Source organism: Candidatus Poriferisodalis sp., assembly GCF_965208895.1.
Classification (GTDB): Bacteria; Actinomycetota; Acidimicrobiia; order Acidimicrobiales; family Poriferisodalaceae; genus Poriferisodalis.
Genome location: NZ_OZ242363.1, coordinates 1,786,482 through 1,812,505, shown reverse-complemented (window position 1 = coordinate 1,812,505; position 26,024 = coordinate 1,786,482). Strand labels below are relative to the sequence as shown.

Annotated in this window: 27 protein-coding genes; 8 read left to right on the top strand and 19 right to left on the bottom strand. The window is 66.3% G+C overall.

What is annotated here, in order from left to right:
- Positions 1-354: 354 nt before the first annotated feature.
- The 15 genes from ACOGJB_RS08135 to ACOGJB_RS08065 all read right to left on the bottom strand — a co-directional run bounded on the left by ACOGJB_RS08135 (position 355) and on the right by ACOGJB_RS08065 (position 16,333).
- A complete protein-coding gene (locus ACOGJB_RS08135) occupies positions 355-882 on the bottom strand; it encodes a hypothetical protein (RefSeq protein WP_419840310.1) in 528 nt (175 codons plus the stop codon).
- A gap of 229 nt (positions 883-1,111) precedes the next feature.
- Complete coding sequence (locus ACOGJB_RS08130) at positions 1,112-4,063, bottom strand: hypothetical protein (protein WP_419840309.1); 2,952 nt, start codon at positions 4,061-4,063, stop codon at positions 1,112-1,114.
- 121 nt (positions 4,064-4,184) lie between these two features.
- Positions 4,185-5,288 carry a hypothetical protein gene (locus ACOGJB_RS08125; protein ID WP_419840308.1) on the bottom strand — a complete coding sequence of 368 codons (1,104 nt, stop codon included), beginning with the start codon at positions 5,286-5,288 and terminating at the stop codon, positions 4,185-4,187.
- A complete protein-coding gene (locus tag ACOGJB_RS08120; RefSeq protein WP_419840307.1) occupies positions 5,288-5,752 on the bottom strand; it encodes a pilus assembly protein TadG-related protein in 465 nt (154 codons plus the stop codon). Before ACOGJB_RS08120 ends, ACOGJB_RS08125 begins: the two co-directional genes overlap by 1 nt.
- Before the next feature lie 77 nt (positions 5,753-5,829).
- Positions 5,830-6,333 carry a pilus assembly protein TadG-related protein gene (locus tag ACOGJB_RS08115; protein ID WP_419840306.1) on the bottom strand — a complete coding sequence of 168 codons (504 nt, stop codon included), beginning with the start codon at positions 6,331-6,333 and terminating at the stop codon, positions 5,830-5,832.
- 35 nt (positions 6,334-6,368) lie between these two features.
- Positions 6,369-6,932 carry a hypothetical protein gene (locus ACOGJB_RS08110; protein WP_419840305.1) on the bottom strand — a complete coding sequence of 188 codons (564 nt, stop codon included), beginning with the start codon at positions 6,930-6,932 and terminating at the stop codon, positions 6,369-6,371.
- A 103-nt stretch (positions 6,933-7,035) separates the two neighbouring features.
- Entirely contained in the window at positions 7,036-7,743 is a 708-nt protein-coding gene (locus tag ACOGJB_RS08105; protein ID WP_419840304.1) for a hypothetical protein, read from the bottom strand.
- A complete protein-coding gene (locus ACOGJB_RS08100; protein WP_419840303.1) occupies positions 7,736-8,359 on the bottom strand; it encodes a DUF6036 family nucleotidyltransferase in 624 nt (207 codons plus the stop codon). Before ACOGJB_RS08100 ends, ACOGJB_RS08105 begins: the two co-directional genes overlap by 8 nt.
- Positions 8,346-8,828 (bottom strand): hypothetical protein, encoded by a 483-nt coding sequence (locus tag ACOGJB_RS08095; protein WP_419840302.1) that lies wholly within the window; start codon positions 8,826-8,828, stop codon positions 8,346-8,348. The genes ACOGJB_RS08100 and ACOGJB_RS08095 overlap by 14 nt, the downstream gene beginning before the upstream one ends.
- Before the next feature lie 386 nt (positions 8,829-9,214).
- A complete protein-coding gene (locus ACOGJB_RS08090) occupies positions 9,215-9,472 on the bottom strand; it encodes a hypothetical protein (protein WP_419840301.1) in 258 nt (85 codons plus the stop codon).
- A gap of 60 nt (positions 9,473-9,532) precedes the next feature.
- Positions 9,533-9,967, bottom strand: coding sequence for a hypothetical protein (locus ACOGJB_RS08085; RefSeq protein WP_419840300.1), 435 nt, complete (start codon positions 9,965-9,967; stop codon positions 9,533-9,535).
- 200 nt (positions 9,968-10,167) lie between these two features.
- Positions 10,168-13,662, bottom strand: a complete 3,495-nt coding sequence (locus ACOGJB_RS08080) for a pyruvate carboxylase (RefSeq protein WP_419840299.1) — start codon at positions 13,660-13,662, stop codon at positions 10,168-10,170.
- A gap of 334 nt (positions 13,663-13,996) precedes the next feature.
- Positions 13,997-14,338 carry an XRE family transcriptional regulator gene (locus ACOGJB_RS08075; RefSeq protein ID WP_419840298.1) on the bottom strand — a complete coding sequence of 114 codons (342 nt, stop codon included), beginning with the start codon at positions 14,336-14,338 and terminating at the stop codon, positions 13,997-13,999.
- Positions 14,335-14,697: a type II toxin-antitoxin system RelE/ParE family toxin gene (locus ACOGJB_RS08070; protein WP_419840297.1), complete on the bottom strand. Its 363-nt coding sequence runs from the start codon at positions 14,695-14,697 to the stop codon at positions 14,335-14,337. Before ACOGJB_RS08070 ends, ACOGJB_RS08075 begins: the two co-directional genes overlap by 4 nt.
- A gap of 304 nt (positions 14,698-15,001) precedes the next feature.
- The gene (locus ACOGJB_RS08065) at positions 15,002-16,333 is read right to left on the bottom strand and encodes an ATP-binding protein (protein ID WP_419840296.1); all 1,332 of its coding nucleotides are present in this window, start codon (positions 16,331-16,333) and stop codon (positions 15,002-15,004) included.
- Positions 16,334-16,868: 535 nt separating this feature from the next.
- On the opposite strand from ACOGJB_RS08065, the gene ACOGJB_RS08060 reads away from it, so the two are divergent.
- Positions 16,869-18,038 (top strand): aminotransferase class V-fold PLP-dependent enzyme, encoded by a 1,170-nt coding sequence (locus ACOGJB_RS08060; RefSeq protein WP_419840295.1) that lies wholly within the window; start codon positions 16,869-16,871, stop codon positions 18,036-18,038.
- A 197-nt stretch (positions 18,039-18,235) separates the two neighbouring features.
- Positions 18,236-18,970, top strand: a complete 735-nt coding sequence (locus ACOGJB_RS08055) for an EthD domain-containing protein (RefSeq protein ID WP_419840294.1) — start codon at positions 18,236-18,238, stop codon at positions 18,968-18,970.
- A 112-nt stretch (positions 18,971-19,082) separates the two neighbouring features.
- Here the strand turns inward: ACOGJB_RS08055 and ACOGJB_RS08050 are convergent, their stop codons facing one another.
- Positions 19,083-19,583, bottom strand: coding sequence for an SRPBCC family protein (locus ACOGJB_RS08050; RefSeq protein ID WP_419840293.1), 501 nt, complete (start codon positions 19,581-19,583; stop codon positions 19,083-19,085).
- 23 nt (positions 19,584-19,606) lie between these two features.
- Entirely contained in the window at positions 19,607-20,470 is an 864-nt protein-coding gene (locus ACOGJB_RS08045) for an SCO6745 family protein (RefSeq protein ID WP_419840292.1), read from the bottom strand.
- A 352-nt stretch (positions 20,471-20,822) separates the two neighbouring features.
- Here ACOGJB_RS08045 and ACOGJB_RS08040 point away from each other — a divergent pair, with 352 nt between their 5' ends.
- A complete protein-coding gene (locus ACOGJB_RS08040; protein ID WP_419840291.1) occupies positions 20,823-21,098 on the top strand; it encodes a DUF6338 family protein in 276 nt (91 codons plus the stop codon).
- Here the strand turns inward: ACOGJB_RS08040 and ACOGJB_RS08035 are convergent.
- Entirely contained in the window at positions 21,082-21,510 is a 429-nt protein-coding gene (locus tag ACOGJB_RS08035; protein WP_419840699.1) for a globin, read from the bottom strand. The two genes, ACOGJB_RS08040 and ACOGJB_RS08035, sit on opposite strands and share 17 nt — an antisense overlap.
- Before the next feature lie 303 nt (positions 21,511-21,813).
- On the opposite strand from ACOGJB_RS08035, the gene ACOGJB_RS08030 reads away from it, so the two are divergent.
- The 5 genes from ACOGJB_RS08030 (at position 21,814) to ACOGJB_RS08010 (ending at position 25,657) form a co-directional block, all read left to right on the top strand.
- The gene (locus tag ACOGJB_RS08030) at positions 21,814-22,380 is read left to right on the top strand and encodes a hypothetical protein (RefSeq protein WP_419840290.1); all 567 of its coding nucleotides are present in this window, start codon (positions 21,814-21,816) and stop codon (positions 22,378-22,380) included.
- A gap of 18 nt (positions 22,381-22,398) precedes the next feature.
- Positions 22,399-22,779, top strand: coding sequence for a hypothetical protein (locus tag ACOGJB_RS08025; protein ID WP_419840289.1), 381 nt, complete (start codon positions 22,399-22,401; stop codon positions 22,777-22,779).
- Positions 22,780-22,851: 72 nt separating this feature from the next.
- Positions 22,852-23,847 (top strand): alpha/beta fold hydrolase, encoded by a 996-nt coding sequence (locus ACOGJB_RS08020; RefSeq protein WP_419840288.1) that lies wholly within the window; start codon positions 22,852-22,854, stop codon positions 23,845-23,847.
- A gap of 65 nt (positions 23,848-23,912) precedes the next feature.
- Entirely contained in the window at positions 23,913-24,110 is a 198-nt protein-coding gene (locus ACOGJB_RS08015) for a cold-shock protein (protein ID WP_323671260.1), read from the top strand.
- A gap of 257 nt (positions 24,111-24,367) precedes the next feature.
- Positions 24,368-25,657: a DEAD/DEAH box helicase gene (locus ACOGJB_RS08010; protein WP_419840287.1), complete on the top strand. Its 1,290-nt coding sequence runs from the start codon at positions 24,368-24,370 to the stop codon at positions 25,655-25,657.
- 6 nt (positions 25,658-25,663) lie between these two features.
- Here the strand turns inward: ACOGJB_RS08010 and ACOGJB_RS08005 are convergent, their stop codons facing one another.
- Entirely contained in the window at positions 25,664-25,990 is a 327-nt protein-coding gene (locus ACOGJB_RS08005; RefSeq protein ID WP_419840286.1) for a DUF3467 domain-containing protein, read from the bottom strand.
- Positions 25,991-26,024: the final 34 nt, after the last annotated feature.

Genomic DNA, 26,024 nt, shown 5'->3' with positions numbered 1-26,024 from the left:
TGGCCCGAGCCTGGGCTGTGAGCGACAGCGAACAAGGGCTTGGGAACGACAGGTGCGACAACGGAAGGGCTCACCCGTCGGCGCTGCGACGAGCGAGGCGAGGTCTTCCCGGTCGCGATCCTGTTCGGCGGTGTGCTGCTGACGGTGCTGATGGCGCCGCACATGACGCTGTTCTCGATGGCGCGCGCCGCGACCAGCGCAGCGGCCCACCTCGGGCTGATCACAGCTCAGGGCGAGCTGCCGGGGCCTCCAGCCAGGGGGTTACGGTCCGGTCCTGCGCTCGGCGATGACTCCACCTTTTATTGGGCGGTTGCGCGGCGCGGTGATGCGTCTGCCCGTGCGGGGCCTCAAAGCCTACGGGTGCGTGTGGTTTGCGTAGATCGCCTCGATGCGAGCCAGCCGGTCGGTGTGGTCAAGCAGCACCAAGCCGACCTCCGCGAACCGGGCATCCATCTGGGCGCCCAAGGCATTGATCTTGGTGTCGAACTTGGTGTCCAGAGCATTGATCTTGGTGTCGATCTTGGTGTCCAGGGCATTGATCTTGGTGTCGATCTTGGTGTCCAGGGCATCCATCTGGGCGCCCAAGGCATTGATCTCGGTGTCGATCTTGGTGTCCAGGGCATCGATCTTGGTGTCCAGGGCATTGATCTTGGTGTCGATCTTGGTGTCGAGAGACTTGATGTCGTTGCGCAATGTGGCAAAGCCCAGCGCTGCGAACACGAACACCCCCGCAACCAGCGCCCCCACCACCGTGGACAGCACCGGCACCAACAGCGAACGCTGCCGCAACCCGACACCGCGACCTGCCGACCCGAAACGGGCATCCGCCCCGCCAGACCCGACGGGTCCCTGCGACACCTCCGCGTCGGCGTCACCTGACACAGTGCCGATGGTAGCCACAGCGCCTCCTGATGCTGGACCGCACCCACGTCCGGCCCGCCATCCGGCAACATAGGCACACCCCGACGCACCCTCCAAACCAATTTCGCCGCCTTGCGTGGCGCCGGCCCGGACGAGGCGTCCTCAGGCCAAACCGTCCGCCGTCACCGCCGAACAGGCCGTCTGCGCCGCGGATCGGCCCGGCGTCACCATGGCGCCTGGCTCGGTTCGCTCACGGGCTGCCCACTGGGCGGCGGGTGACGACTTGGGCGCCGTGAACCATGACGCCGACCGGCTCGCTGGTGGTGTAACCGGCGGCGCGCCCCGAAGGTTCTGTGGCAGCGGTCGCGGACGTTTTGCCGACCGGATCATAAGGGTGGCATGTGTATCGGAAGTCCCTCAAGGTCAGACAGTTTCGTCCCCAAGGGTCCGGAGGGGTGCTCTCGGTGGCGTCAAGCAGTCCCTTGAAATCACTCCTGAGCCCCGCCGCTGGAGCGAGAACTGTCTCACGTATGAGTTGTATCTGGTCACGTATGAATTTCTTCTGCTCGTCTGTCATGCCGGGGGCTATATCGGGTGGTTTATAGTCGAGCATCCATTCCAAGTTTTTAATCAAGCAGTCTCGATCTCGGCTACGTTCCAGCTCACTGCTAGGACTGCACATATCGTCCAGATCTAGTCCGTCCGTGTCCTTATCCGAACCATCGTAGGCAAGGAGTCTGTCCAATGACGCTCGCTCGTCTGGTTCGAGCAATCGCAACCGTTCCCCGCCGTTCGGATTCTTAACGAATTGTTCGAATTCATGGATACGGAGCCGCCAGACGCCTGCGGCCTGCACTGAGTAAAATCCGGATCGTCTCGGCGTCCAGCGGCATCTCAGGGCACTCGAAGCTTGGGATCTTGGCACAGTGCCCTCGCACGGTATCTCTTCGATCCGTACCCAATTGCGTCGACTGCGTTCTGCAGTTACCTCAGCTTCGCTGGACGCATCCATGTCAATGTAGACATAGCCCCGTGCTTCGGAAGCCCTTCGCCTGTCGGGCTCTAGCATATTTGCCCACCACGCAAGGGAATCTCCGCCGAAGAGTCGCTCGATCTCGGCAGCATCGATGTCTGGCCAGAGTTCAGTGATGAGAAGACCGAACTCGGGTATGTCGCCATCGTCGTACCACGAAACATTCTCGACATTCCTGCGTTTGTCGCCGGCGCGTTGACCGTTAGTCGGATCACGCAAGCTGCACTCGACTCGGTTGCTGTAGGCGTCATTGATGCTATGAGATGGTTCGCTGATGTCAGACACCTCGCGGGTGAACAACAACGGCTCGCTGCCGGTGACGGGATCGTATCGGACTAAGAACTTGCGCTTTTCAGGTTTCAATGTGGAAAATTCGCCGCTTCCGTGATTGTCAATTTTATTGCCTCCCGGTATGTTCCGGTCGACAAATCTGATTGTCTGCGTTCTCAGCGGGATATCGTCGATAGTCATGATGAGCGGCGTGCCGATGACGGCCAAACCAGACATGTGTTCCGATCTCCAGTCGACGCGACCTACCGTAGGGCTGCTGCAGAGAAGCTGCTTGCATTCGTCGTGCAGGGTGTGATATCTGAACGTGGGATCGGTTGGATCATTGCTCGGGTACTTGGAATAGTCAGGTCGGCGCCCATTCTTCATGTCTTTTTCCATCTGTTTGCGCCAATGATTGCATAGGCTGTGGTCGGTGTAGCTCATCCGGGCAAATCTCGCAAATATCGCCGAATCATCCACGAAGTAATACCTGCGGTTGGCTTCCGCTCCGCGATTCTTTGGGTCGAGGTCCCAAGCGAAGAGTTGGAAGTCGACGGCTTCGACTCTGACATCGCCGGCTGTCGCTTTGCCGATCGCGCTCGGTACCGGTGTCGGTGCGAGACCGTGCGGGTTGCAGACCGGCGCGTCGCTGAACGGCAGGAAGACGCAGGGTCTGCAATCGTTCTCCCGCAGCCGTCGCAAGGTCCGCTCGACGGCGAGTTGGTCGAGCGGCGACTGTCCGCGAGCGGTCTCGTAGGCGGCCTGCAAGTCGCTGCAGATCATCCGGTGGGCCACGCCGTCGCAGCCGCCGATGTCGCTCGAACGCATGATGCACACTGCTGTGCGCTGCGGGTCGCAGTCGGGATCTGACGGATTGCTGCGTTCGCACTTGAGGTGCACGTGCATGACCCCATAGGTACACCAGTGAGCGTTCGCCGCCGCGAAGAAGGTGTCGAGCGGCGGCTCGGCGGTGGGGTGCGCCATGTGGTGGCGTTGGTCGAACTCCTCGCACGCGGTCGCGGCCGGGTTTGCCACGAAATCCGCGCCGACGTAATCCTCGCAGTCGATGACGGCCACCGGCGAATTCTGGTCGCAGGCCGGGTGGCCTGACGACGTGTTGACTGTCGATCTGCCACCGCACCGGTTGAATTGGTTCAACGCGACCGGATGCGTCGTCGGGCAGTCCCATGTGCGGCGCATGTAGCCCCGGCACGCATCGCGGCTGACTCTGTACAGCCCCGGCCCCTGCCACCGGGACTGATCACGGGGGGACTCTGTCCTGCAGTCCGGCGGAAACAGGAGCGTGCAGGTCGGCTCCCCGTCTATCACCTCGTAGTGGTTCACGAACCCCGAAATGCCTGTATCGCTGGGGTTCTTCACGAAGCGTTCGGTGGGGTTGCCGTCCTGAGCCGGACTGCCGTCGTTGTTGACCGGTTTGGCGTCGTCGTCGACCCGATAGCCGTCTGCATTTACCCGAAGGCACGCCGTGACCCAGTCAGGTGCGTTGTTGTTTGTGGCCCCCGCATTGCATAGGTCCCTTCCGTCCTCGAGCAGTTCCATGAAACCATCGCCCACGGGGTTCCACGGACACGGCGGGTGGGTCTTCACCCAGCACAGCGGCGACTGCTTATTGAGCTCATCGGGCGTCAGACCGCCGTACATTCCCTTGTCGTACAGCGTCCACTTCGGTCTGTACTGCCCCGGCCCCGGCCCCGGCCGCTGGTCGTCCTGCGAGATCTCGCAGGGCTGCGCATTGCCGTCGACGACTGCCGGGCCGGGCTGCTGTGCCTGCGCAGGCGCCGCGCCGAGACGATGCAGCGGCTCGGGCAGCAGACCGGACTCCCAAGGCGACAGCACCAGCGTCACTGCGATCAGCGCACCGATCAGCCTTCTGGCCATGGCGCTCCCCCTCGTTCGCTGCTGGGCGGCGTGTTCGCGTCTCACAGCCGACGCTACCTCGCAGTCTGCGGGGCACGCCGCGGTGTCGGTACCGGTTGCAGCCCTCGCTGCGCGCGCCGCCTCATGGAGCGCCCCAGTCCGCAGGGCATTCGCCGACGTCAGGCTCGTCTCGGGCACCGCACAGCTGCTCGAGCGTGACCGCTGTGCTCATGGGCTGCCACACCTGGCCCTCCGCGAGCCACTCGTGGACCTGCCGGTCCCACTCGGCCGCCCATGCTGCCATGCTCGAGCAGTCGGCAGCGGGCCGCTCGCTGGTGCGGGCCACCCGGTAGGAAATGTCGATCACGGCATCCTCGATGCCCCGAGCCGGCACGAGCTCATAGGCCCGCAGCACAGCGGGCAGCGCACCGGACGGCTCAGGGTCGCCGGGATCTGCCTCGGTCGTCGCCGGGTCACCGCTGGGGGGCTGAGCCGGGATGCACGCCGCAGCCAGCCCCGCCGAGGGTCCGAGGGCGATCACCAGAACCGTCGTGGGGATGCTCGTGACGCAGTCGACACTCGCAGCGGCCGATGCGCCTGTGCCACGGCCCTCCCGGCGATCCTCAGGCGCACATGGCGCCTCGAGCAAGTCGAGCACGACCGGCAGGTCTGCGCCGCTGGTGTCTGCGCCGGGGGCGGGCGCACGGTCGATCAGCGGCGCGATGTCGGCGAGTGCCTCACGGCGGGCGGGGTCGACTGAGGCGACCGCGACGCACAGCTGCGCCAGGGCACTGGGCGCGGCCATGGCGCGCGACAGCAGGTGCTCATATCGCATGACTGCCAGCGCAGCCATGGCGGCGGGGTCTCCGTAGGCGCCGATGTCGATGTCGTGTGCCGGCTCGGCGATGGCGTCGAGCTCCCACGAGCTGCCGCACACCGCTGGCGGGAACGCGCCGTCGAGATCCGGCGTCCAGCGCGGCAGGTGGCGTGCCCGCGCTGCGCCTTGGGGTGTGCGCGGATCGGCGGCGGCGTCGAGCCAGGCAGCGCCTGAGGCCCGTGGCGCCTCCACGACCAGCGGCCGTTGGGCCTCCTGCGTGCCGGCCGCCGCGAGCGAATCGCCTGGCACCTGTGCGGCGGCGCCGTTGTGCGAACCGTCAAGGCCCGCAGCGGTGCTGGTGCAGGCAGCCGTCAAGCACAGCATCACCGCGCCCGCCGCGAGCGCAGTCACCCGGCGCCTCGCAGTCATCACGGCCCGCCTGCGCTCACCAGCGGGCACTCGGGCAGATGCCGCAGCGCTGTGGGCTGCCCGTCGGGGCCGGTAAGCACCGCCTCGGCCGCGCCACGCGCGGTGATGGGCTGCCGCTCGCGGAACACTCCCAGCGGCGAGCGGTTCGAATACCAAGTCGAGACGGCCACCTCCACCCGATTGCCGACGCAGTGCAGGTTGCCGAGGCGACTGATGGTCGCGCCGTACGGCGACAGCCTGCTGCTGAGCACGAAGTCGGCCACATCTCGGCTGTCGCTGAGCGTGCCTCCGGCCGCAATGGTGGCCGCAGCCGCACGCGCTGCCTCGTTGGCGGCGTGGACGGCGTGCTGGCGCGCCGTCATCAGCCGCGGGGCGTCATAGGCGATGCTGCCGAACAGCAGCAGCGCCGCCGCGATCACCGCGATGAAGATCGCGAAGTCGCCGCGCTCGTCGCCGCCCCTCATGGCGCACTTGAGGGTGTGCAGGCGCCGACCGGCGTTGGCCTTAGGTGCAGTGCGTCGGCGCCGGGCGCTTGCAGTGCTCATTGGACCGGGATGAGCCGGGAGCGGTACGGATCGACGATGGCTTGGCCGACGGCGTGCCGCTGCACGCCTGCGGGGCCGGCGAACATGCGGCCCCAAGCGCCCGCCGACAGCGTGCACGTCACATGCACCTGCACGGTGCCCGCCGGCGGCACACGAAGCCGTTCGACCTTGGGTTCGCCTTTGTCGGAAGCGTCTTTCGGGATGGGAGTTGGCAGCATCCGGCTGCCGCTGACATCGAAGAAGTCGATCTCGGACTCTTCGGCGGCGTCGTTGACGCACTGCAAGAAGTCGGCAGACAGGCTGCGCCGGGCTGTGTCCCGGGCGTCGTCGACCAGCTCGCAGCACAGCGATGCGGAGCGCGCTGCCCGGTCGGCGGCTGCTTGGAGGGAATGCTCGGTGCGGCTGGCGGAGATGACGGCGTTCAATGCCACAATCACCACGATCAGCATCGGGTAGATCACCGCCACGCCGATGGCGGTGCCAGAGCCCGTCTGGTCCATGCGGCGACGCCGGGTGCCTGCGGCGGCCAGCCGGCTCAGCATCGCGCCGCCGAGGGGCCGCCGTGGAGCGTCTGGTCGAGCGGGCCGCAGGCAACTCCGCGGACTTCCATGAAGCCGAACACCGGGGAGCGGACCGCTCCATAGGTGACCACCCGCACCACGCCGAGGTCTTCGTTCACAAACACGTCGGGCTGGCGTGCATGGGACACCATGGCGTCGTTGGCCGCCATGGCCTCCCATGCGGCGAGTATGCCTGCGCACTCCCGGAAGTTCCCCGGCGCCACCCGATCGCCCGACACCGGGTCGGTCCACGGCGCACAGTCCGACGGAGGGTCGGCGAGATCGGGCCAAACGCCCGGCTGGGTGCCCTGCGCGGCGGCCAGGCCCAGTTCGGCCGCTGAGCTGGCCGCAGTGCGGGCCAGCGAGAACAGCGTCATGTGCAGCGCGAGCAGCACGGTCAGCAGCACGCCGCCGAACAGGATCGCCACCGGGAACACCTCGCCCCGCTCGTCGCAGCGCCGAGCCACCCTGCTCGGTGGGGCCAGCGGGCCGCCGTAGCGGAGGGACACCTCGCCCGGTTCGTCACAACGCGCAGCCACCCTGCCTTCGCGCCGACGCAGCGGCTGTGTGGCGGGCATCGCTGGCCGCATCCGAGGGCGGCTCACGGTCGCCGTGTGACGGCGTAGCTGGGGCCCCGACGGGCTAGGCGCGCTGGTCTCCAAAGCGGACCACCGCCTCCATCGAGCCGAACCGGCGCAACGCCTCAGACTCGACAGCGCGCTCCGCCGGATCGCCCATCAGCACCACGTCAGGGTTCACCCGCAACATCCGCGCGACATCCGCCGGCTCTTGCATGCCCGATGAGTGCTGCGCGAGGTACCTGCGTGCGCCGTTGTCGAGGTCGACAACGGAACGGCAGGACTCGGCTTCGCGCTCGGAGCGGTCCGACTTGCGATTCTGCACGGAAAGCATCTTGGGTGCCACTGTAGTGCTCACGGACTCTGTGGACGGTCGGGATTCTGCCGAAGCGCCCAGGCGAGCAGCATCGCCCGCTGCGTCATCGGAAGCAGACGATCCGGTCACAGTCTGTGAGCCCCAGTTCCAGCCGCGCAGCCAATCCGTGGCCGCTGCGGCGACAGCGAACAGCACCGCGACCTCTGCCCCCAGCGCGAGAGCGATTATCCACTCACGGCGTCCCAATTCCTTGCGTTCGGCCTCGCGTGCCTCGAGTTCGGCTTCTCGCAGTTCGACGAGGCGGTCGACGTGGCCGTCCACGCGCGCCGCGTCGGCCTGGGCGGCCAGATCTGCTGCGGGCACAGCGCTCAGGCGCGACATCACGTATTCCGCGACCGGCGCGTTAGCCTGCTCACGTATCCAATCATAAGCACGGACTCGAACAGCCTCAGACACCGCTGCTCCCACTTCGGCTCGCACGCCGAGATCGCCACTCCTTGAATCGCAGCCGCCACTTTCCCTTGCGGGCATTCGCGAGTCGCTCCATGGCGAAATACTCCATACCAGGCGTGCGCAGCCGAGCGGGCAGCGCCTCTTCGATGAGATCGAGAAGCTCTGATTCGTCTCGGATACGCAATTTTCGGATGAGCTCTTCGCAGTCGTTCTCGTCCGACGGGCGACCTGCGGTGAGCTTTGCGGCGAGGAGGTAGCGCGGGCCTGCGGCGTATACACTGAGACTGCGGCCCTCGAAGATGAGACGTTCGTCCATTGTAACGTTAACTCTCACGACTTTCGCGTCGTCGTTGAGCCAGCGGCTGCCCAGCCCCTCATGTCGTTGGCTGACCTGCTCGGCGGCAGCTCGCACTTCGGCAGTCATGCCTTCGGACATGACATCGACATCGTTGGTGAAGCGCTGCTTGTACATGGTCGACATGGCGGCGCCACCACCGATGTAGAGGCGCACCGGTTCTGCGAGATCTTGCTGCCCGAGCAGGTCGTCCAATTCATCCAAGTAGCCGAGCATCTGTTCGACTCCGAAGAGATGCTCCTCGTCAGGGTCAGCGGAATCCATGCACCCGGTGGTCGTCGAGGTCGACTGGAGCAAACCACACGTTGTGGACAGCGCACGCAGCAGGCGCAATCTCGCGAATGTGCGCGTCCCACCTCGAGTCGGTCAGCTTGCGATCATTCAGGCACACCGCTCGACTGGCGCGATGCGCCCCGACCCACGTCGGGACCGGGACCTCGTCGCGGTCGCATAGTGCTCGCACCACAGCGGCGATTCGCGCAAGATCGAACCGGCGGCGGGTCAGCCGATGAAACCAACGATGCGGCCGCGGCTCAACAGAGATCATCGCTGCCCGCTGATCAGTGGCCGCTATCGCCCAGTTCTTGGCGAGCTGGCGCAGGCCAACAATGCGGCCGCGACCGTCGTCAGCGGCCATCAGCCTTGGCAGATCACAGGCGCGAATCAACCCCGCCGAGCACGACGCACCCGTTGGCATCTCCGCCTCTGTTATCGGCAAGGTGATGGCGGTCACATATTCCATCGTAACTGGGAGCTACCTGGATGATGGTCGCCACAGCACGACCTGCAATCCGGCAAACGCGATGCCGTGACGAATCGGAGCATCTCCGAATCGATGCAGTACCACAGACGGCCTGCGGACATGACCTCGTATTGCCATTGCTCAAGATCCACTCCGCGGATCTGTCTTGTCGCGAGTTCCTTCCTGAGCCGCGCCTGCCTATGGCTGTGGTGTCTGGGTTCGCTCGTGATTCGGTTCCAAGCTTCCCTCGTGTTCGCGGGCGCGGCACGGCAGAGATCCTCCCAACCGTCTCCAGCTTCGGAAACCGCGACCTTGAGATCCCAATCGCCGGCACCCGGTGGCGGCGCGACCCGCTCGCCTCGCTTGGCCACCGAGGATCAGGCCAAAGGCGCCGAAACGGATTCCCCGAGCGGATCGCCGATGGGTTCGCTGAGCTTGAGGCGAAGATCGGGATCAGCAAACACGAACGCACTCGCCTGCCAATCCCACATCACAAAGGCCAAACGCTCTCGCCGCTCTGAGCCGTTGCATTGTCTGAGTACTTCGGCCAAGTCGTCGAACATCAGGTCGAGTTCGTCATCTCGAAGAACGGCGAGCCAATGGAATCCGTCCATCGTGTCGACAAATCTCTTCATCTGGGCATGCAAAGGAGGCACATGCACGTCGAGATCGGAGTCGTGCACTGTTCGCCCTCCTCAAATCGTTGACGCCGCTTCGCGTCGCTGTACTCGCCTGAGAGAATAGCCCGAGCGTGCGCCGAACGGAGGCAGAAGCTCGACGACACCGGACCGTGCTCTCGAGCCTGGGCTCACCACAAGCACACGTGTCTTGTGCCGGGCGGCGAGTTGGGCAAGCCGGTGGGACCTTCCGCGCGGATGCTGGCGGACTGGCTGCCGGCGTCCGCGTGCGCTATGAGCCTGCCGCCCCGCGGCGTCGTACATCTCCTCGAATCGGCTGGCAAGCTCGGCAGTGGGATCTGCAGGCAATCCGATCTCCTTGTCCCAGTCGATCCCGGCGTGGTGTCCGGCGTCGCCGCGTGCCACCGACCCGAACAGCAGCACCCGGCCCGCGCCGGCGCGCACCAGCTCGTCAGCCGCACGACGCGCGGCAGCAAGGTCCGGAGCGGCCATGAGCCGAGAATACCTGCGCCCCGAGAGGCTGGACAATGTGCGCCGGTGGCCAGTCAAGAACGGGTCGCGGGAGCATCGAGCCGCCAGCGCAAGAACGATCTGTCCCACGAACACAAATATGCCGAGTGTCACTGTTGGTGTCGCCGGGGCTCCCAGCCAGGGGGTTACGGTCCGGTCCTGCGCTCGGCGCAGCCTCAGCCTCAGGTGTCGTGCTCGGTCTCGGGGCTGCCTGAGCGGCCCGCGGGGCGGATCTCGGCGATCAGATCGCCGGGTTCGAGCAAGGCGCCAGGCGCTGCTGCGATCGCGACGACGGTGCCGGTCACCGGCGCCGAGATCGAAGACTCCATCTTCATGGCCTCGATCACCGCGATCACCTCGCCGGTGCTCACCAGATCGCCCTCGGCTACAGACACATTGACCGAGCCCCGGAACGGCGCTGCGACGTGGCCGGGAACGCTCGAGTCGGCTCGAGCATGAGTTGGGCTGTCGGCGGCCACCGTGCGATCCAGCGTGTCGATATCCCGGGGTTGACCGTTCACACGGAAGCTGACCATGCGAATGCCCTCGTCGTTGGGTTCGCTGATGGACCGCAGCCCGAGCAGCAGCCGCACACCTGGGCCGAGCGCGACCGCAGTGTCGTCGGCGTGAGGATCCAGCCCGTACCAGAACAGCAGCGACGGCAGCACCGAGAGGTCGCCGTAGCGTTCGGAGTTCTCAGCCTGCGCTGCCGACGGCGTGGGGAAGAGCAACCGGTTCAGCGTGCCCGCACGATCGCCGGCCAATCCGGCGATGTCGTCGTCGCTGAGATCGGAGGTCTTCGGTTCCCAGTCACGGCCTTCGGTGGCTCTGGAGCGGAACGGCTCGACCCAGCCGCCGGGCGGTGTGCCGAGCTCGCCGTGCAGGAACCCGATGACGCTGTCGGGCAGGTCGGCCGCGGCGGGATCGGCCGCCAACTCGTCGGGGGTGACGCCCGAGGCCACCATGTGCAGTGCCAGATCGCCGACAACCTTCGATGACGGCGTGACCTTGATCGGACGTCCCAGCAGTTCGTTGCACGCTGCGTAGAGCCGTTCCACTTCCTCGAACCGGTGACCGATGCCGAGCGCCTTTGCCTGCGCTCGCAGGTTGGACAGCTGCCCGCCGGGAATCTCGTGGCGGTACACGGTGCCCGTCGGCGATGGCAGGCCGGCTTCGAACGGCGCGTACACCCGGCGAACTGCTTCCCAGTAGGGCTCCATGTCGCCGATGGCATCGAGGCTGAGGCCGGTCGCACGCTCAGTGTTGTCGGTCATCGCCACGATCGACGCAATCGACGGCTGGGAGGTCATGCCCGACAGCGGCGGCGCAGCGCCGTCGATGGCATCGACCCCGGATTCGATTGCTGCGAGGTACGTCGCGAGCTGACCGCCTCCCGTGTCGTGCGTGTGCAGGTGCACCGGCTGGGGAAATCGGTCGCGCAGCGCGCTCACCAGCGTCGTCGCAGCCGGCGGGCGCAGCAGCCCCGCCATGTCCTTGATGCACAGGATGTGCGCCCCCGCACCGTCGAGCTGTTCGGCCACCTCCAAGTAGTAGTCGAGCGTGTACAGGTCCTCCTCCGGGCTTGTCAGATTGCCCGAATAGCAGATCGTGCCTTCGGCGACCGCTCCCGCGTCGATCACGGCTTCGATCGCGGGTTGCATCTGGTCGATGGAGTTGAACGCATCGAACACCCGGAAAATGTCCATGCCGCACGCAGCTGCTTCAGCCACGAACTCATGGGCCACCGTGTCGGGGTACGGCGAGTAGCCCACCGTGTTGCGACCTCGCAGCAGCATCTGTGTGCAGATGTTGGGCACCGCGGCGCGGATCCGCCTCAGCCGCTCCCACGGGTCCTCATGCAGGAACCGCAGTGCCACGTCGAACGTGGCGCCGCCCCAGCACTCGATGCTGAGCAGCTGGGCCATGTCGTGGGCCATCTGGCGGGCGCCGGCGACCAGGTCGATGGTGCGCAGGCGGGTGGCCAGGATGGACTGGTGGGCATCGCGCAGCGTGGTGTCGGTAACTGCCACGGCGTCGGCCGCTCGCAGATCGGCTGCAAAGCCCGCCGGTCCGAGTTCGTCGAGGCGCTGGCGGGACCCCGCCGGCGGTGTGCGCGGCGTGACCCCCAGCTTGGTGGCGGGATCGACGTCGGTAGGTGCGGGACCGTGAGGCTGGTGGACGGTCACGTCGGCCAGGTAGCGCAGCAGCCGGGTGGCGCGGTCGGCACCGACCGAGGCCGCGGTCAACTCCGGTCGATCGTCGATGAATGTGGTCGTCACCGGGCCGGCCCGGAATTGCGAGTCGGCCAGGATCGCTTGGAGGTACGGCTGGTTCGTCGAGACGCCTCGCACCCGGTATTCGGCCAGCGTGCGCTGCATGCGACGGACCACGGTGTCGAAATCGGGGCCCCGGCAGGTGATCTTCTCGATCATCGAGTCGAAGTGCGGCGTGATCTCGACGCCCTGGTACACGCATCCGTCGAGGCGCACCCCGGCGCCGCTGGCGGGACGGTAGGCGACGATGCGGCCGGTGTCCGGCCGGAAATCGTTGGCCGGGTTCTCGGCGGTGACGCGGCACTGCATGGCGACGCCGCGCAGGCTGATGCGCTCTTGGCTGAGGCCGAGATCGGCGAGGGTGGCGCCCGAGGCGATGCGCAATTGCGACTCCACGAGATCGATGTCGGTGACCTCCTCGGTCACCGTGTGCTCGACCTGGATGCGCGGGTTCATCTCGATGAAGACGTGACGGCGCGCGACCTCGGCCCTGCTGTCTTCGCGTGATGCCCGTTCGCTGTGTCGAGTGCCGACTGTTGTGCCATGCGCTGCGGTTTCCACCAAGAACTCCACCGTGCCTGCGTTCTCGTAGCCGATCCCTTGTGCGAAGCGCACTGCATCGGCCAGCAGGCGCTGCCGCGTGACCGGGTCCAGATCACGCGCAGGCGCCATCTCGACCACCTTCTGAAAGCGCCGCTGCACCGAGCAGTCCCGCTCGAAGAGATGCACCACATGGCCGCCGGCATCGGCGAGGACCTGTGCTTCGATGTGGCGCACATCAGACATGGCTTCTTCCAAGAACACCGTGCCGTCGCCGAAGGCGCTGTGGGCCTCTCGGCGCGCGGCTTCGACCGCTTCGGACAGGTCATCGGGGCGCTCCACTCGACGCATGCCCCGGCCGCCGCCGCCCGACGCCGCCTTCACGAACAGCGGAAAGCCGATCTCGGCTGCGGCAGCCACGATGTCGGCCTGCGCAGCGCCATCGTCTACGGGTGCCGACTGCGTCAGCACCGGCAAGCCAGCCTCTTCGGCTGCCCGGCGTGCCCGCATCTTGTTGCCGGTCAGTCGCAAGACCTCTGCGCTCGGCCCTACGAAGGTGACGCCCGCCGCGGCGCACGCATCGGCAAGAGCGGGGCTCTCGGACAGGAATCCGTAGCCGGGATAGATCGCGTCGGCACCGACCTCGACCGCTGTGGCCACGATGGCCTCGTGGTCCAGGTAGGCCCGAACCGGCCGACCTTCTTCGCCGATGACGTATGCCTCGTCGGCCTTGATTCGGTGCAAGGCCCCGCTGCGTTCCTCCTCGACAGGCAGAATCGCAACGGTCCGGATGCCGAGCTGGGTCGCCGCCCGGAACGCGCGAATCGCGATCTCGCCCCGGTTGGCCACCAAGAGCTTCTTCATGACAACCTCCCGCGTTCAGACATCATGTTCGCGCCTGATTCCAGTCCCCATTCACGTAGATGCAGCAGCAGCAGCGCATGAGTCCGACTCGCCTGATTCAGAACGATCTGCGGCGCTCATAAGAGGAAGCGCCAATAGATGAATCTTTCGGTTGTCGCACCTGTTGTTTCCCGCTCTTGTTCGCTGTCGCTCACGGGCCGCTCGGGCCACGGCTTCGCCTATCGGCTCAGCCTCCAAGGGATTCGGTCATGAGCGCCGCAGATCGCCAAGAACTCGTCGGCACCGCAGCCGATAGCAGCTAGTTCGGCATCGCGCTTGTGCCTGTGCGGTGATGTCACGCCTGGAGAGGTCGGTCGCCCTCGCCTTGTTCGGAGAAGCTCGTGATGGACACGTCGCCGTCGGGGAACTCGGCGACGATGCGCAGCCGGCCGCCGACGGCCTCGATGTAGGAACGGAGACTCGAGACGTAGATGTCGGCGCGACGCTCCAGCTTCGCCACAGCAGGCTGCTGGACATCCAGTACCTCGGCCACGTCCTGCTGCGTCAGCGAACGGGCCCGACGAAGCTCGTGCAAGGGCATCTCGGCGGCCAGCTCTCGGCTGAGCTTCTCGATGCGGTCGCGCCGTTCGCGCGAGAAGTGCTCGGTGAGCTCCCGGAATGGTCTGTGCCCCGTCATTCGATCAGCCCTTCCTGGCGTAGCTCGTGCAGGTGTGCGTCGTAGAGACGATCCGCCAACGGCACCAAGGTCTCGTAGAACCGGCCGTCGCCGGACTTGTCGCCTCCGAGCAGGAGGATCGACATGCGTCGCGGATCAAAGGCGTAGAAGATCCGTATCGGCCGACCAGCGCTCTGCACCCTGAGTTCGCGCATCGCCCCATGACGTGAGCTGCGCACATCCGACGAGTAGGGGAAGGGCAGCTGAGGGCCGTGGGCCTCGAGCAGTTTGACCCTGGCGGCAACCGCATCCTGAACAGTCTCTGCGAGCGTGTTCCACCAAGTTTCGAACTCATCCGTGAACTCGACCTCCCAAGGCACCGGAGCAACGTATGACTATCTTGGCATATAACGCAAATGGAATACAACAGCGTCGCGGTGCGATTGCCAACCTCGGAGTGCGCCATTGCGCGAGCGTGTTCGACAGGGCGCCTGACGGCACAGCACTGCCGGAGAGGCGACCGTTGAACACCACCACGACCGGATACACAAGAAATATGACAGTCCCATCGGTGGATTCAGGCTTAGCCGCACCGTCAAGGATCCCCGAGTTCCCAGCGCATCCGCACCCGCATCGAGGCCAACCCGACTCTGAGGGTCTCGTCGGTTCTCGAAGTGCCGCCGCTCAGGGACCGAGGGCGCTGATCGGTGCCACTTGCACGCCGTCGCTGCGACGGTAGGCGGCGCCTACAGAGGTCACGACCAACAGCGCGGCCAAGTCCTTTACGCGCCGCGGTGCCACTTTGTCTCGCAGACGCAGGAGAGAACGCGCTGCCGCATCGACAGCGCGCTGTGAGGCGCTGAGCTTGACTTCGACTGCGACCCAGGCACCATCGGGACGTTCGATTACTGCATCGGCTTCAAGGCCGACGTTGTCGCGGTAGTGGTACACCTCACAGCGCTGAGCCCCGCTGTAGACGCGTAGGTCGCGTACCACCAACGACTCGAACAGCAAGCCGAACGTCGCGGGATCGCCCAGCAGCCGCCGGGGACTGGCGCCCAGAGCCGACACTGCCAGGGACGGATCTACGAAGTGCAGTTTGGGAGCATTGCGCAGTGTGGCCCGGGAGCGCAATTCCACAGACCAAGCCGGCTGTGGCTCCACAACGAAGATGCGCTGCAGGGCGTCGAGATATGCCGAAGCAGTGCCGCGAGTCATGGGGGCCTCCCTGCCTGTGTCGGCGGCCAAGCGTGTGATCTTCGCTTCGCCGGCCACGCTGCGGGCGATCGAACGCATGAGGCGCATCAAGGCTTCGGGCTGATGGCGGACGCCGATCGCCTCGAATACCTCCACGCGGACTGCCTCGTTGATGTAGTCACCGAGCGTTCGAGCCGCGTCGTCGCCGGTCGCTCCGAGATTGGCAGGCCACCCTCCCATGCAGAGCCACGAAGCCACGGCGGTGAGGTCCGCATCGGCACGCGGCATCGCCGCTGCGGTCTCGCCGGCGAACAGCGCGCCTACAGAGACCTCGCCCGACGAGTGCCCCGCTTCGTACAGCGACATCGGACGCATGCGCACGCGACCGATTCGGCCCATGCCCGAGTGGCGCGTGATGTCGTCGGTCGGCAGCGCCGAGCCGGTGAGGATGAACTGGCCCGCCCCAACGCGGTCGTCGCATTCCCGCCGCACGCGGTTCCACAGCGCGGGCGCGTGCTGCCATTCGTCGAGCAACCGCGGCACCCGCCCCGCGAGCACCGCGTCGGGGGCATTCTCGGCGAGCAGCAGCGTGGCCGGATCATCCAAGCGGGCTTCGCTGCGGGCGAACCGGCGGGCAGTCCACGTCTTGCCGCACGCTCGGGCGCCATCGATCAGCACAGCGCCTACCCGACTCAAAGCACGGCCGACTTCGGCCTCCACCACGCGGGTCCGGTAACCCGGCATCGTGAGCCGGTCCGGCTCATCTCCAATCGCATCGGCAGCGCCACGGCCCGGGACGATGTCATCGGAACTGCCCATCTGGCCTGCCTCTGCGTGGGAACGAACGGCTTCTAGGAGACCTCAGCCGACGCTAACAAACAGTTTAGAGATATTTTGTAGCGCGTTCTAGAGGTATTCTATGCAGCAATTTGGAGACTATCTGTGACGCGATAGGGAAGACTCCCGAGATGGCGAGTTACAAGCGGGGTACGCCGTAGCAGCACCTCCGCAGATCGCCGCCCACGAAGCGCGGCGCATCAGTGCGAGTATCGATGTCAGGCAGCGGCGAAATTGCAAAACCTGAAGCCATATTGTTGCAATCTCCGAAATAATCTCATTGCGATTTCCGAAACCAGAGAGCGTGATGGCACTCGTGGAGTACATCGCGCGAGTCGGGGACGGCATGCTCGCAAGCAGGCTGGCGACTGCACCGACGGCGCGTCGCGGCTCAGGCTGGCCGGATCACACCGGTATGGCCGCAGTCATGCCCCCCGCGCCCGTAGCGTGCTGTCCCTGACTGCGAGGCTGCTGGCCCGCCGTCGGCGGGATCGACGATCAGGGAGAAGTGCTGTTCGTGACTGCGTGGCTGTTGGACCCCGACGTGCTGCATCTCAATCACGGCTCGTTCGGCGCAACTCCTGCTGTCGTGCTGGACGCTCAGCAACGCATCCGCGAGCGCATCGAGGCCAATCCGACTCGGTTCTTCCTCGAAGGCGAGTACCAGGAGCGCCTGGACTGCTCGCGACAGGCGGTGGCGCAGTTCGTCGGTGCTGATCCAGCGGGACTCGTGTTCGTCACGAACGCCACTACGGGCGTGAACTCGGTGCTCCGCTCCCTGGAGCCGAGCTTGATGCCCGGCGACGAGATTCTCGTGACCGATCACGAGTACAACGCATGTGCCAACGCTGCGGCCGTCACCGCTTCCCGGGCGGGTGCCGTGGTCACCACGGCGGCAGTGCCGTTCCCGCTCGAGAATCGCAGCGAGGTGGTCGATGCTGTGCTCGGCGCTGTCACCGACCGCACGCGCATTCTGCTGATCGACGCGGTCACCTCGGCGACGGGCCTCGTCATGCCAGTGGACGAGCTGGTGGCCCAGCTGGAACCCGACGTGCGGGTGCTCGTGGACGCAGCGCACGCACCCGGCATGGTCGATTTCGACGTGACGGAACTCGGCGCCTCCTACGTCACGGCCAACTGCCACAAGTGGATGTGTTCGGCCAAGGGCGCCGCGTTCTTGTGGGTGCGATCCGACCGGCGCGACGACATGCACCACGCAGTCGTCAGCCATGGTTACAACGGCGGCTGGCCGTCGCAAGGCGGTCACCTGCACGCGCAGTTCGACTGGACCGGCACCCACGACCCGACCGCCTGGTTGACCGTGGCCGATGCGCTCGCAGCAGTCGAGGCCATGCACCCTGACGGCTGGCCGGGAGTGAAGGCTGCGATCCGCGGGCTGTGTCTCGGGGGCCGCGACGTGCTCATCGAGGCGCTCGGCATCGACCCGCCGGCGCCGGCCGACATGATCGGCGCAATTGCGAGCGTGCCGCTGCCGCCTGCCGACCATTCGGGCTCGGCGATCTTCGACCCGCTGATGGCGGCGCTGCGGGAGCGGCACGGCATCGAGCTGCCGGTGTTCACCTGGCCTGCGCCGCCCGACCGAGTCCTGCGAATCTCGGCTCACCTCTACAACCGGCCCGAGGACTACGTCCGCCTCGTCGAAGCGGTCGCAGCCGAACTTCGTTGACAGCTTCTGCGGTCTCGCTCTAGGTTGCTGTTGAGCGCTCACGAGTGCGACGGCCCGCACGCCGCGTCTGAAGTGTTGAAGGATGCGGACCGTCGCACCGAGCGCCAACCTAGATTTGGGCAGCAATCCCGCCAAGCGGATTTTCGGCGGGAACAGGTTGCCCACGCACATAGGTCGTGGTCGCCAAGGAGGCATTCATGTCAGACGAAATCGCAGCGACACCCGGCGCCAAGATGATCTTTCTCATCAAGCGCCGAGCCGACGCCACCCGCGACGAGCTGGTGGCCAATTGGTACAAGAACCACATGCCCGCCGTGATCGCCGGACAGGCGCAGGCGGGCGCAGAGGGCAGAGTCCACGCGACGAAGTACATCGCGACGCTGTTCGACCAGCGGCCCGGCCGGGACGTGCCGTGGGACGGCATGGCGCAACTCTGGTTCGACCGGGCAATCCCGAATCCGCCCGAGCCCCACGGCACCGTGCCTGCCGACACGTTCCAGCAAAAGGCCGAGCCGTACGTGGGGTGGGCGACCACCGAATATGTGGTGATCGACGGCGAGCTGCCCCTCGCGCCGAACACGCTGAACGAACCGTTTCCGGCGACACGATCGGGATTCTTCAAGGTGTCGTTCCTGGTTCCCGGCCGCGACGGCGTGGATTATGACGCCGCATTCCGGCACTGGCTGGACGCACATGCGCCCAACGTGCGGAATGTCATGAATGAGATCGGCGGTCTGCGCTACGTAGTGAACCACAGTCAAGATCCCGCAAACGAGGCCTACATCGGCATGGCCGAGCTGTACTTCAGCGGTCCCGAGGGCTGGGACGACTACAGGGCCACGATCACCGAGGACGGCTTCAGCGAGTACGTCGACTTTTCCCGCCTGGTGAACATGTGGGCCACGACACAGATGGTCGGCATCGCGGGTTAGGAGGCTGAGCCGGCAGGCGAAGCCGTGGCCCGAGCGGCCCGTGAGCGGCAGCGAACAGGAGCGGGAAACAACAAGTGCGTCGACGGGAAGCCTCACCCATCCGCGCGTCCTCTTACACTTCTGCGGCCGCCTTCATCGCTGCGAGCGTGGCGCGGATGCCCGCCCGAGCGTTGCCGGCCCGGTAATCGAGTTCCTTCTGACCGAACTCGACCATGCGCGGCGACAGCTTGCGCAGCGTCCAGGTTTCCGTCAACGTGGTGCCGTCGCCGTTGGGCGCGAGCTGGTAGCGCCACAGGACGATGTTGTATTCCAGGCCGCCCGTCACGAAGGCGAAGTCTTCGTTCTCGACGCGTCGGATGATCTCGACCGGGGCCTTCCACTCCTCGCCGTCGAGCCGGTTGACGCCGACGAACATGTCGCCGACCTGCCCGGTGCCGGGCACGCCGTCAGGACCCTTGCGCCAGTACCCGCCGGTGTTCTCGTTGCTCCACTCGCCGTAGCGATCCAGCGCCGTCACCATCTCCCACACCTTGTGCGGTGGGGCGTCGATATCGACTGACTCGCTGTGGGACATCACCGGGTCGTCAACGTGCCCGGGCAGTTGCTCGCTCATGGGCCGCAGCCTTGCAGATGCCGTCACTTGTTGGCGGGGTACAGCTCTCGCCAGTCGATCTGGTCGTCTTTGGGCAGCACGACGTTGAGCGGGGCCATGTCGACCAGCAGCCGATCCGCCGCCTCGTCGCCGATCGCAGCCCAGTGCGCGCCGTCGAGCCGATCCGTCATCGCCTCGATCTCGGCTCGCCCGGCGAAGCCTGCATTGGTGGCCCGCCCCTCGGCATCGATCCAGCCCCGTTGCCGGAGCCGCTCGGATGCGGCCGCGGCTTCAGTTTCTGACCAGCCGGCTTCTTCGTGAATCCACTCGCGGGGCGCTTCGTCGACGGCGACCTGGGAGACCACCGATTCGCAGCCGTCCAGGCCAACCGCTGCCAGAGCGATCAAGTGGCATCCGCTGCGGTATTCCCGCAGCAGCGTGCAGCCATGCCACAGCGCCAGGTGAGGCTCGTCGGGCCAGTCCAGCGATGCCCAGCCGGCGAACAGCGTGCGGCCGACGGGGTCGGCGGCATCGCATGCAGCCCGCACGACCTCGGCGCAGCGGCGAATAGCGTCGCTGCCGCCGAAGTCGCCGAGTTCTCGCAGCAGTGCCCGGTCCATGCCCTGGTAGCGCGCTGCCAGCACTTTCTCCGGAGTCGAGTACGTCCAGGCATCCGGGATCGCCCGCCGAACCCGCGCAGGTGCGTAATAGAAGAACAGCGACTCCACGACGCGCGCTGGCACGGGTCCCAAGGGCGCTGACCGGGTTGCGAAGTAGTTCATCCAGAAGCCGCGCAGTCCCGCCGAGGTGCCCGTTTCGCGCACTTCGGGCGCCCAGTAGCAGAGCTGGTGGTAGCGCTCCACGCACTCCCACATCAGCCGCGCCCGCTGCTTGGTCGTGTCAGCCATCGCCCGACGTTCTACCCCGCAAGCACTCCCGCGGCACGCAACGACACCCAACCGCTACACGTGGTGTCCGCGCGAAGCGAGCGCAAGCCGCCAAGTCTGACGACGAGTCCCCTTGGGCGAGGCTTCGAATAATCGCTTCCAACGTACGAAACCAAGCCACTACCGTGGACCATGAGGATCTGAGGTAGCAGGAGGCGCGATGTCAGGTGGCAAATCACGTCCAACGAAGGCCGCACGAGACGGCAGGCGATCGCAAGTCGATCGGGGTTCCAAGAAGGTGCCGATGGCAAAGATGCCGGCGCCTTCAAAGAGGCCGCCGCCCCCGCCACCACGGTCCCGGCGCGGGTGAGAGTTGGCTGCCAGCGTTCTCGCCGTTGCACTCCTCGGTCTCATCGCATCGCCCGGACTTGTCTATCGCGAGGCTCGCCAGCGACGGTATCCAAGTAGTGAGCGTCGAGGTGGCGTCGAGAACTCCTTGACGCTGCTCGTTGGAGTTGCCGCGACCCTTGTATCGCTCTGGCTATTCGCAGCCATCCGGGGGCTGGCCCCGAATCACACACCGGATGTCGGCAGGCTGTTGCGCGAGCCGGCTGACTACATCAGGGATCAGTTCAGGAGCGCTGGTTGATGAGGTGGGTGGCGGCGTTGTCGAAGTGGGCGAACATGGCCTGAGCGATGTCGGGGTCGAGCGGTGATCCATCGGGCAGCGTTGCCGCCGCGAGCGAGGCGACCATGTGGCGCATCCAGGCATCGCGTTGTGCTGGGCCGATCGCGAACGGCATGTGCCGCATGCGCAGGCGCGGATGGCCGCGCTCGGCGCTGTAATCGGCGGGACCGCCCCAGTACTGGGCCAGGAAGCCGGCCAGACGCTGCCGGGAAGGCGTCAGGTCGCCGGGGTACATCGGTCGCAGCAGCGGGTCCGATTCGACTGCGTCATAGAACCGGTCCACCAGATCGTCAAAGAACCGCCGCCCTCCGACCGCGGCGTACACCGTCGGCGGCTGTTGCACCGCATCGGCGAGGTTGCCTCCCAGCGTCAGTCCTCCCGCACCCCACGCCGAGCCTTCGCTGCCCGGCGGGTTCTCGCTCGGCTCTCTCGTGTCGGCGCCTGTCACGACGCTCAGGCTAAGAGGCGAAACCGTGGCCCGAGCGGCCCGTGAGCGCAGCGAACAAGAGCGGGAAACAAGGGGTTCATCCCCGAGAGGCTCACCTACCCGAGCGGCTCGTCAGTGCGGCACCGGGCATCCAGCAGGGCCGGGCGCGTACAGTCTGTGGCGCCGGTCTGCGGACCGGACCGTGGCAGTCTGGCTGTTCCGAGCCCGGCTGCAGGCAAGGGAGACACGATGGCTGTGACAGAACGCTCCGGGCCGCAAACGAACGGTCGCCAGGGCAATGGGCGCAAGTCGGACGGGCGGCGGGCGCACCGGTCGTACTTGAGCTACATCGACAAGTCGCGCGAGTACTACGGGGCGCACGGCTACCCGCAGCCGTACCAGTGGGCGTACAACCACGAGGTGGCGTTCACCCCTCTGTCCAAGCCGCTGTCGGAATGCACAGTCGGTCTGGTCACGACGTCGTTCTTCCGCGCCGGCAGCGAGCCGGCTGGAGTGCCTGCCGCGCGTCCCAAGCGGCCCTATGCGGCCCGCTGTGACGACGCGCTCGAGGGCCTGTACAACAACGATCTCTTCTGGGACAAGGACAACACCCACACCGAAGACCTCGACACCTACCTGCCCATCAACCGGCTGCGTGAGTTTGCCGCTGAGGGCCGGATCGGTGCGGTGTCGGAACGCTTCTACGGCATTCCCACCGACTACAGCCACCGTCGCACTCAGCGCAACGACTCGCCGAGCATCGAAGAGTGGATGCGCGAAGACGGCGTCGACGTGGCGTTCCTGATTCCACTCTGACCTGTCTGCCACCAGACCGTGGGTCTGGTCGCGCGACACCTCGAGGAAGCCGGCATCCCGACCGTGGTCGCCGGCAGCGCCCGCGACATCGTGGAGGAATGCGGCGTGGCGCGCTTCGTGTTCACCGACTTCCCGCTCGGCAACCCCACCGGCAAGCCCGGCGATGCGGCGATGCAACGCGACATCGTGGGTACTGGGCTCGACCTGCTCGAGCGCGCCTGGCTGCCGCGCACGACGGTGCAGACGCCCTACGTGTGGGAAGCCGACAACAATGACGGCTGGCGCGATCACTTCATGCGCGTCGATGACTCGAACCGGGCGGCGCTGGCTGCCGCGGGCGAAGCCCGGCGCCGAGATCAGGCCGCAGCCAAGACCGACGGCCGCGCTCGGACCACCTAGCCAGCCTCGGCACCGGCGGCTGAGCCAGCCGGCGATGCTGCGCGTGGTGACTCAGCGAACGAAAGGCAGGCGATGAAACAGCAACCATCCGGTGGGCACGGTCGACCCCTGTTCGACCCGGCCGATGCCGACGCCCCCGACTTCGTGCCCTCTGAGCCGGCCGGCGCCGATGTGTACTCCCATCCGTCCGAGCACGGCGAGCGCATCACCGACACGCTCATCCCTGACCTGATGATCGAAGCGTCGGGGGGCGTCAAGGTCGCCGCCGATGTCTACGGCGACGACGGCCCGCTGGTCCTGCTGCAGCACGGCGGCGGCCAAACCCGTCACGCATGGAAGGGAGCGGGCCAGGCCCTCGCCGACGGCGGCTACCGGGCCGTGTGCCTTGACGCCCGGGGCCATGGCGACTCGGACTGGGCGCCCGACGGCGACTACACGACCGAGGCGTCGGTGGCCGACTTGGTGGCGATTGTGGAGCACTTCGGTGAACGGCCAGTGCTGGTCGGTGCCTCGATGGGCGGGGGAACCTCGCTGACTGCGGTCGGCGAGGGTGCCGTGGACGCACTCGCGCTCGTGCTTGTGGACACCGCGCCGCAGATCGAGGCGGCCGGTGTGCGCAAGATTCGCGATTTCATGGCCCAAGGCGCCGACGGGTTCGCATCGCTCGAAGAGGTTGCCGAGGCGATCGCGAACTACCAGCCGCACCGGCCCCGGCCGCGCAATCTCGACGGACTGGCAAAGAACGTTCGCCTCTGGCCCGACGGCCGCTACCGCTGGCACTGGGACCCTGCGTTCATGCACCGTCCGCGCAGCTTCGCCGAGCGCATCCCGCGCCAGCAGGCCGCCGCGGAGAACCTCACGCTGCCGACGCTGCTGGTTCGAGGCGGTCTGAGCGATGTGCTCTCGCAAGAGGGCGCCCAGTCATTTCTCGAGGCGGTACCCCATGCGCATTACGCCAATGTGGGCGGTGCCGCGCACATGGTGGCCGGCGATCGCAACGACATCTTCGTCGAGTCGACGCTCAAGTTCTTGGCCGAATTCGTGCCAGGCGCGCAGGCGCGGGTCTGAACGCGGCCTTCGCGCCGTACCCTTGCGGTCTTCGGTCGGACAAGCCGGTCTTTGAGAGGCATAACATGCGCGGAACAGTGAAGTTCTTCAACAACGAGAAGGGCTTCGGCTTTATCTCCCGTGAAGGCGCCGATGACGTCTTCGTCCACTTCTCCAACATCGTCGGTGAGAACTACCGGACGCTGGAAGCAGGGCAGGAGGTCGAGTTCGACATCGGACCCGGCCGCAAGGGCGACGAAGCGCAGAACGTCAAGCCCGTCTGAGCCCCGGCGGCGTCTCACGCCGTCTGCGTCTTCAACACATCTGGGGCTGATCGGCTGCAGAGTGCTCTGTGAGCATTGAGCAGCGCGCGCCGGTACCCTTCCCGGCGTCGGGCCGACATGTTCGGCCGACGGGTTCGCAGGCTGGTCTTGGTTCTTCCTGTCGACGTGGACCAAACCCTGTTACCTCCGACCTCTTCCTCCCCTGTTGAGGCGCAACCGAACCCTCAGAAGCCCGCGCGTCACGCGCGAGGAGACACATGCCCCCCACCTTTGCCCAGCTGGGCGCGCCCGACTTCATCGTCAGCGCGCTCGCTCAACGAGGCATCAGCCAGCCATTCGCCATCCAGGCGGCAACCGTGGCCGATGCCTTGGACGGACGCGACGTCTGCGGCCGCGCCCCCACCGGATCCGGCAAGACGCTGGCTTTCGGGATTCCGCTCGTGGCCGGCGTCGGCAATGCCGAGCCGCACAAGCCGCGGGTACTCGTGCTTGCGCCGACCCGCGAACTCGCCGATCAGATCAAGACAGAGCTGCGAACGTTTGCAGGCAAGCGCCGCGTCGGCGTCGCCTACGGCGGCGTGGGCTACGGCGCTCAGATCGGGTCGTTGCGCCGCGGGGTCGACATTCTCGTGGCGTGCCCTGGTCGCCTTGAGGATTTGATCTCCCAGGGTGAGGCCGACCTGTCCGCTGTCGACAAGGTCGTGATCGACGAAGCCGACCGCATGGCCGACATGGGATTCATCCCGGCCGTCAGGCGCCTGCTCGACCAGACCGCAGCCGAGCGCCAGACCATGCTGTTCTCCGCAACGCTCGACGGAGACGTGGCAACACTGACGCGCGATTATCAGCGCGATCCCGTGCGCCACGAGGTCGGCGACGAGACTCCCGATATCAGGGCTGCCGACCACGTGTTCTGGAGCGTGGCCAAGACTGATCGAACCGAAATCTGCGCCGAAGCGGTCGATGCTGCAGGTTCGACGGTCGTGTTCTGCCGGACCCGGCACGGCTGCGACCGCGTGGCCAAGCAGCTGAAGAGCCGGGGCATCGCAGCGGCAGCGCTTCACGGCGGGCGCAGCCAACCCCAGCGCACGAGAGCGCTGGCCGAGTTCGCCGCCGGCGAGGTGCAGGCGCTGGTCGCGACTGACGTTGCTGCGCGAGGCATTCATGTCGAAGGCGTCGGCGCCGTCGTCCACTACGACATCGCTGCCGACCATAAGACCTACCTTCACCGGTCAGGCCGCACTGCCCGTGCCGGCCAAGGCGGGGTGGTGGTCTCGCTTGTTCAGCCCGAGCAGGTCAAAGAGCTCAGGTCCATGCAACGCAAGATGGGATTGGAACAGCCCATCACCGACGCCGACGTCGCTGCGATCCGGCAGCCCTCACGCCCGCAGACGCGACGTCGCACGCTCGAGCGTCCGCCAGCGAAGCGCGCGGCCGACGAACGCCCTGCGGCAACGCCCCAGGCGGCCAAGCACCGATCGCGGCACCGTCGAAGCAACAACAATCGATCGAGGTCCAAGGGCCGCCAACGCTCGTCACATCGCTGAGCGCGATCAGTCGTCTGGGTCGTCCTGTGGCTGGTTCAGCGTTTCCAAGCTGGACGGAGCGAGGTTCGAGGCGAACTTGGACATGTTGTCGGTCAGTGCGCTGATGAGTTGTTCCACGAACTGCGGCGACATGTTGACCCGCTGCACGACGACGCCCCGACGCGGTGATTGCTTGCCGCTGAAGTCCAGCCTGATGAAGTCGAGCGTGAACTCATAGGGCGAGTGGCGCACCACGGCGAAGTTGGACCACACACCGGCTTCGAGCTCTGGCGGCAAGCGGATCTGCAGCTTCGTGCCGTCAGGCAGGGCTTCGTGGGCATGGCCGTCTGTCACCCGTCGAAACCTACTGGGCGTAGGCGCTCGCGGG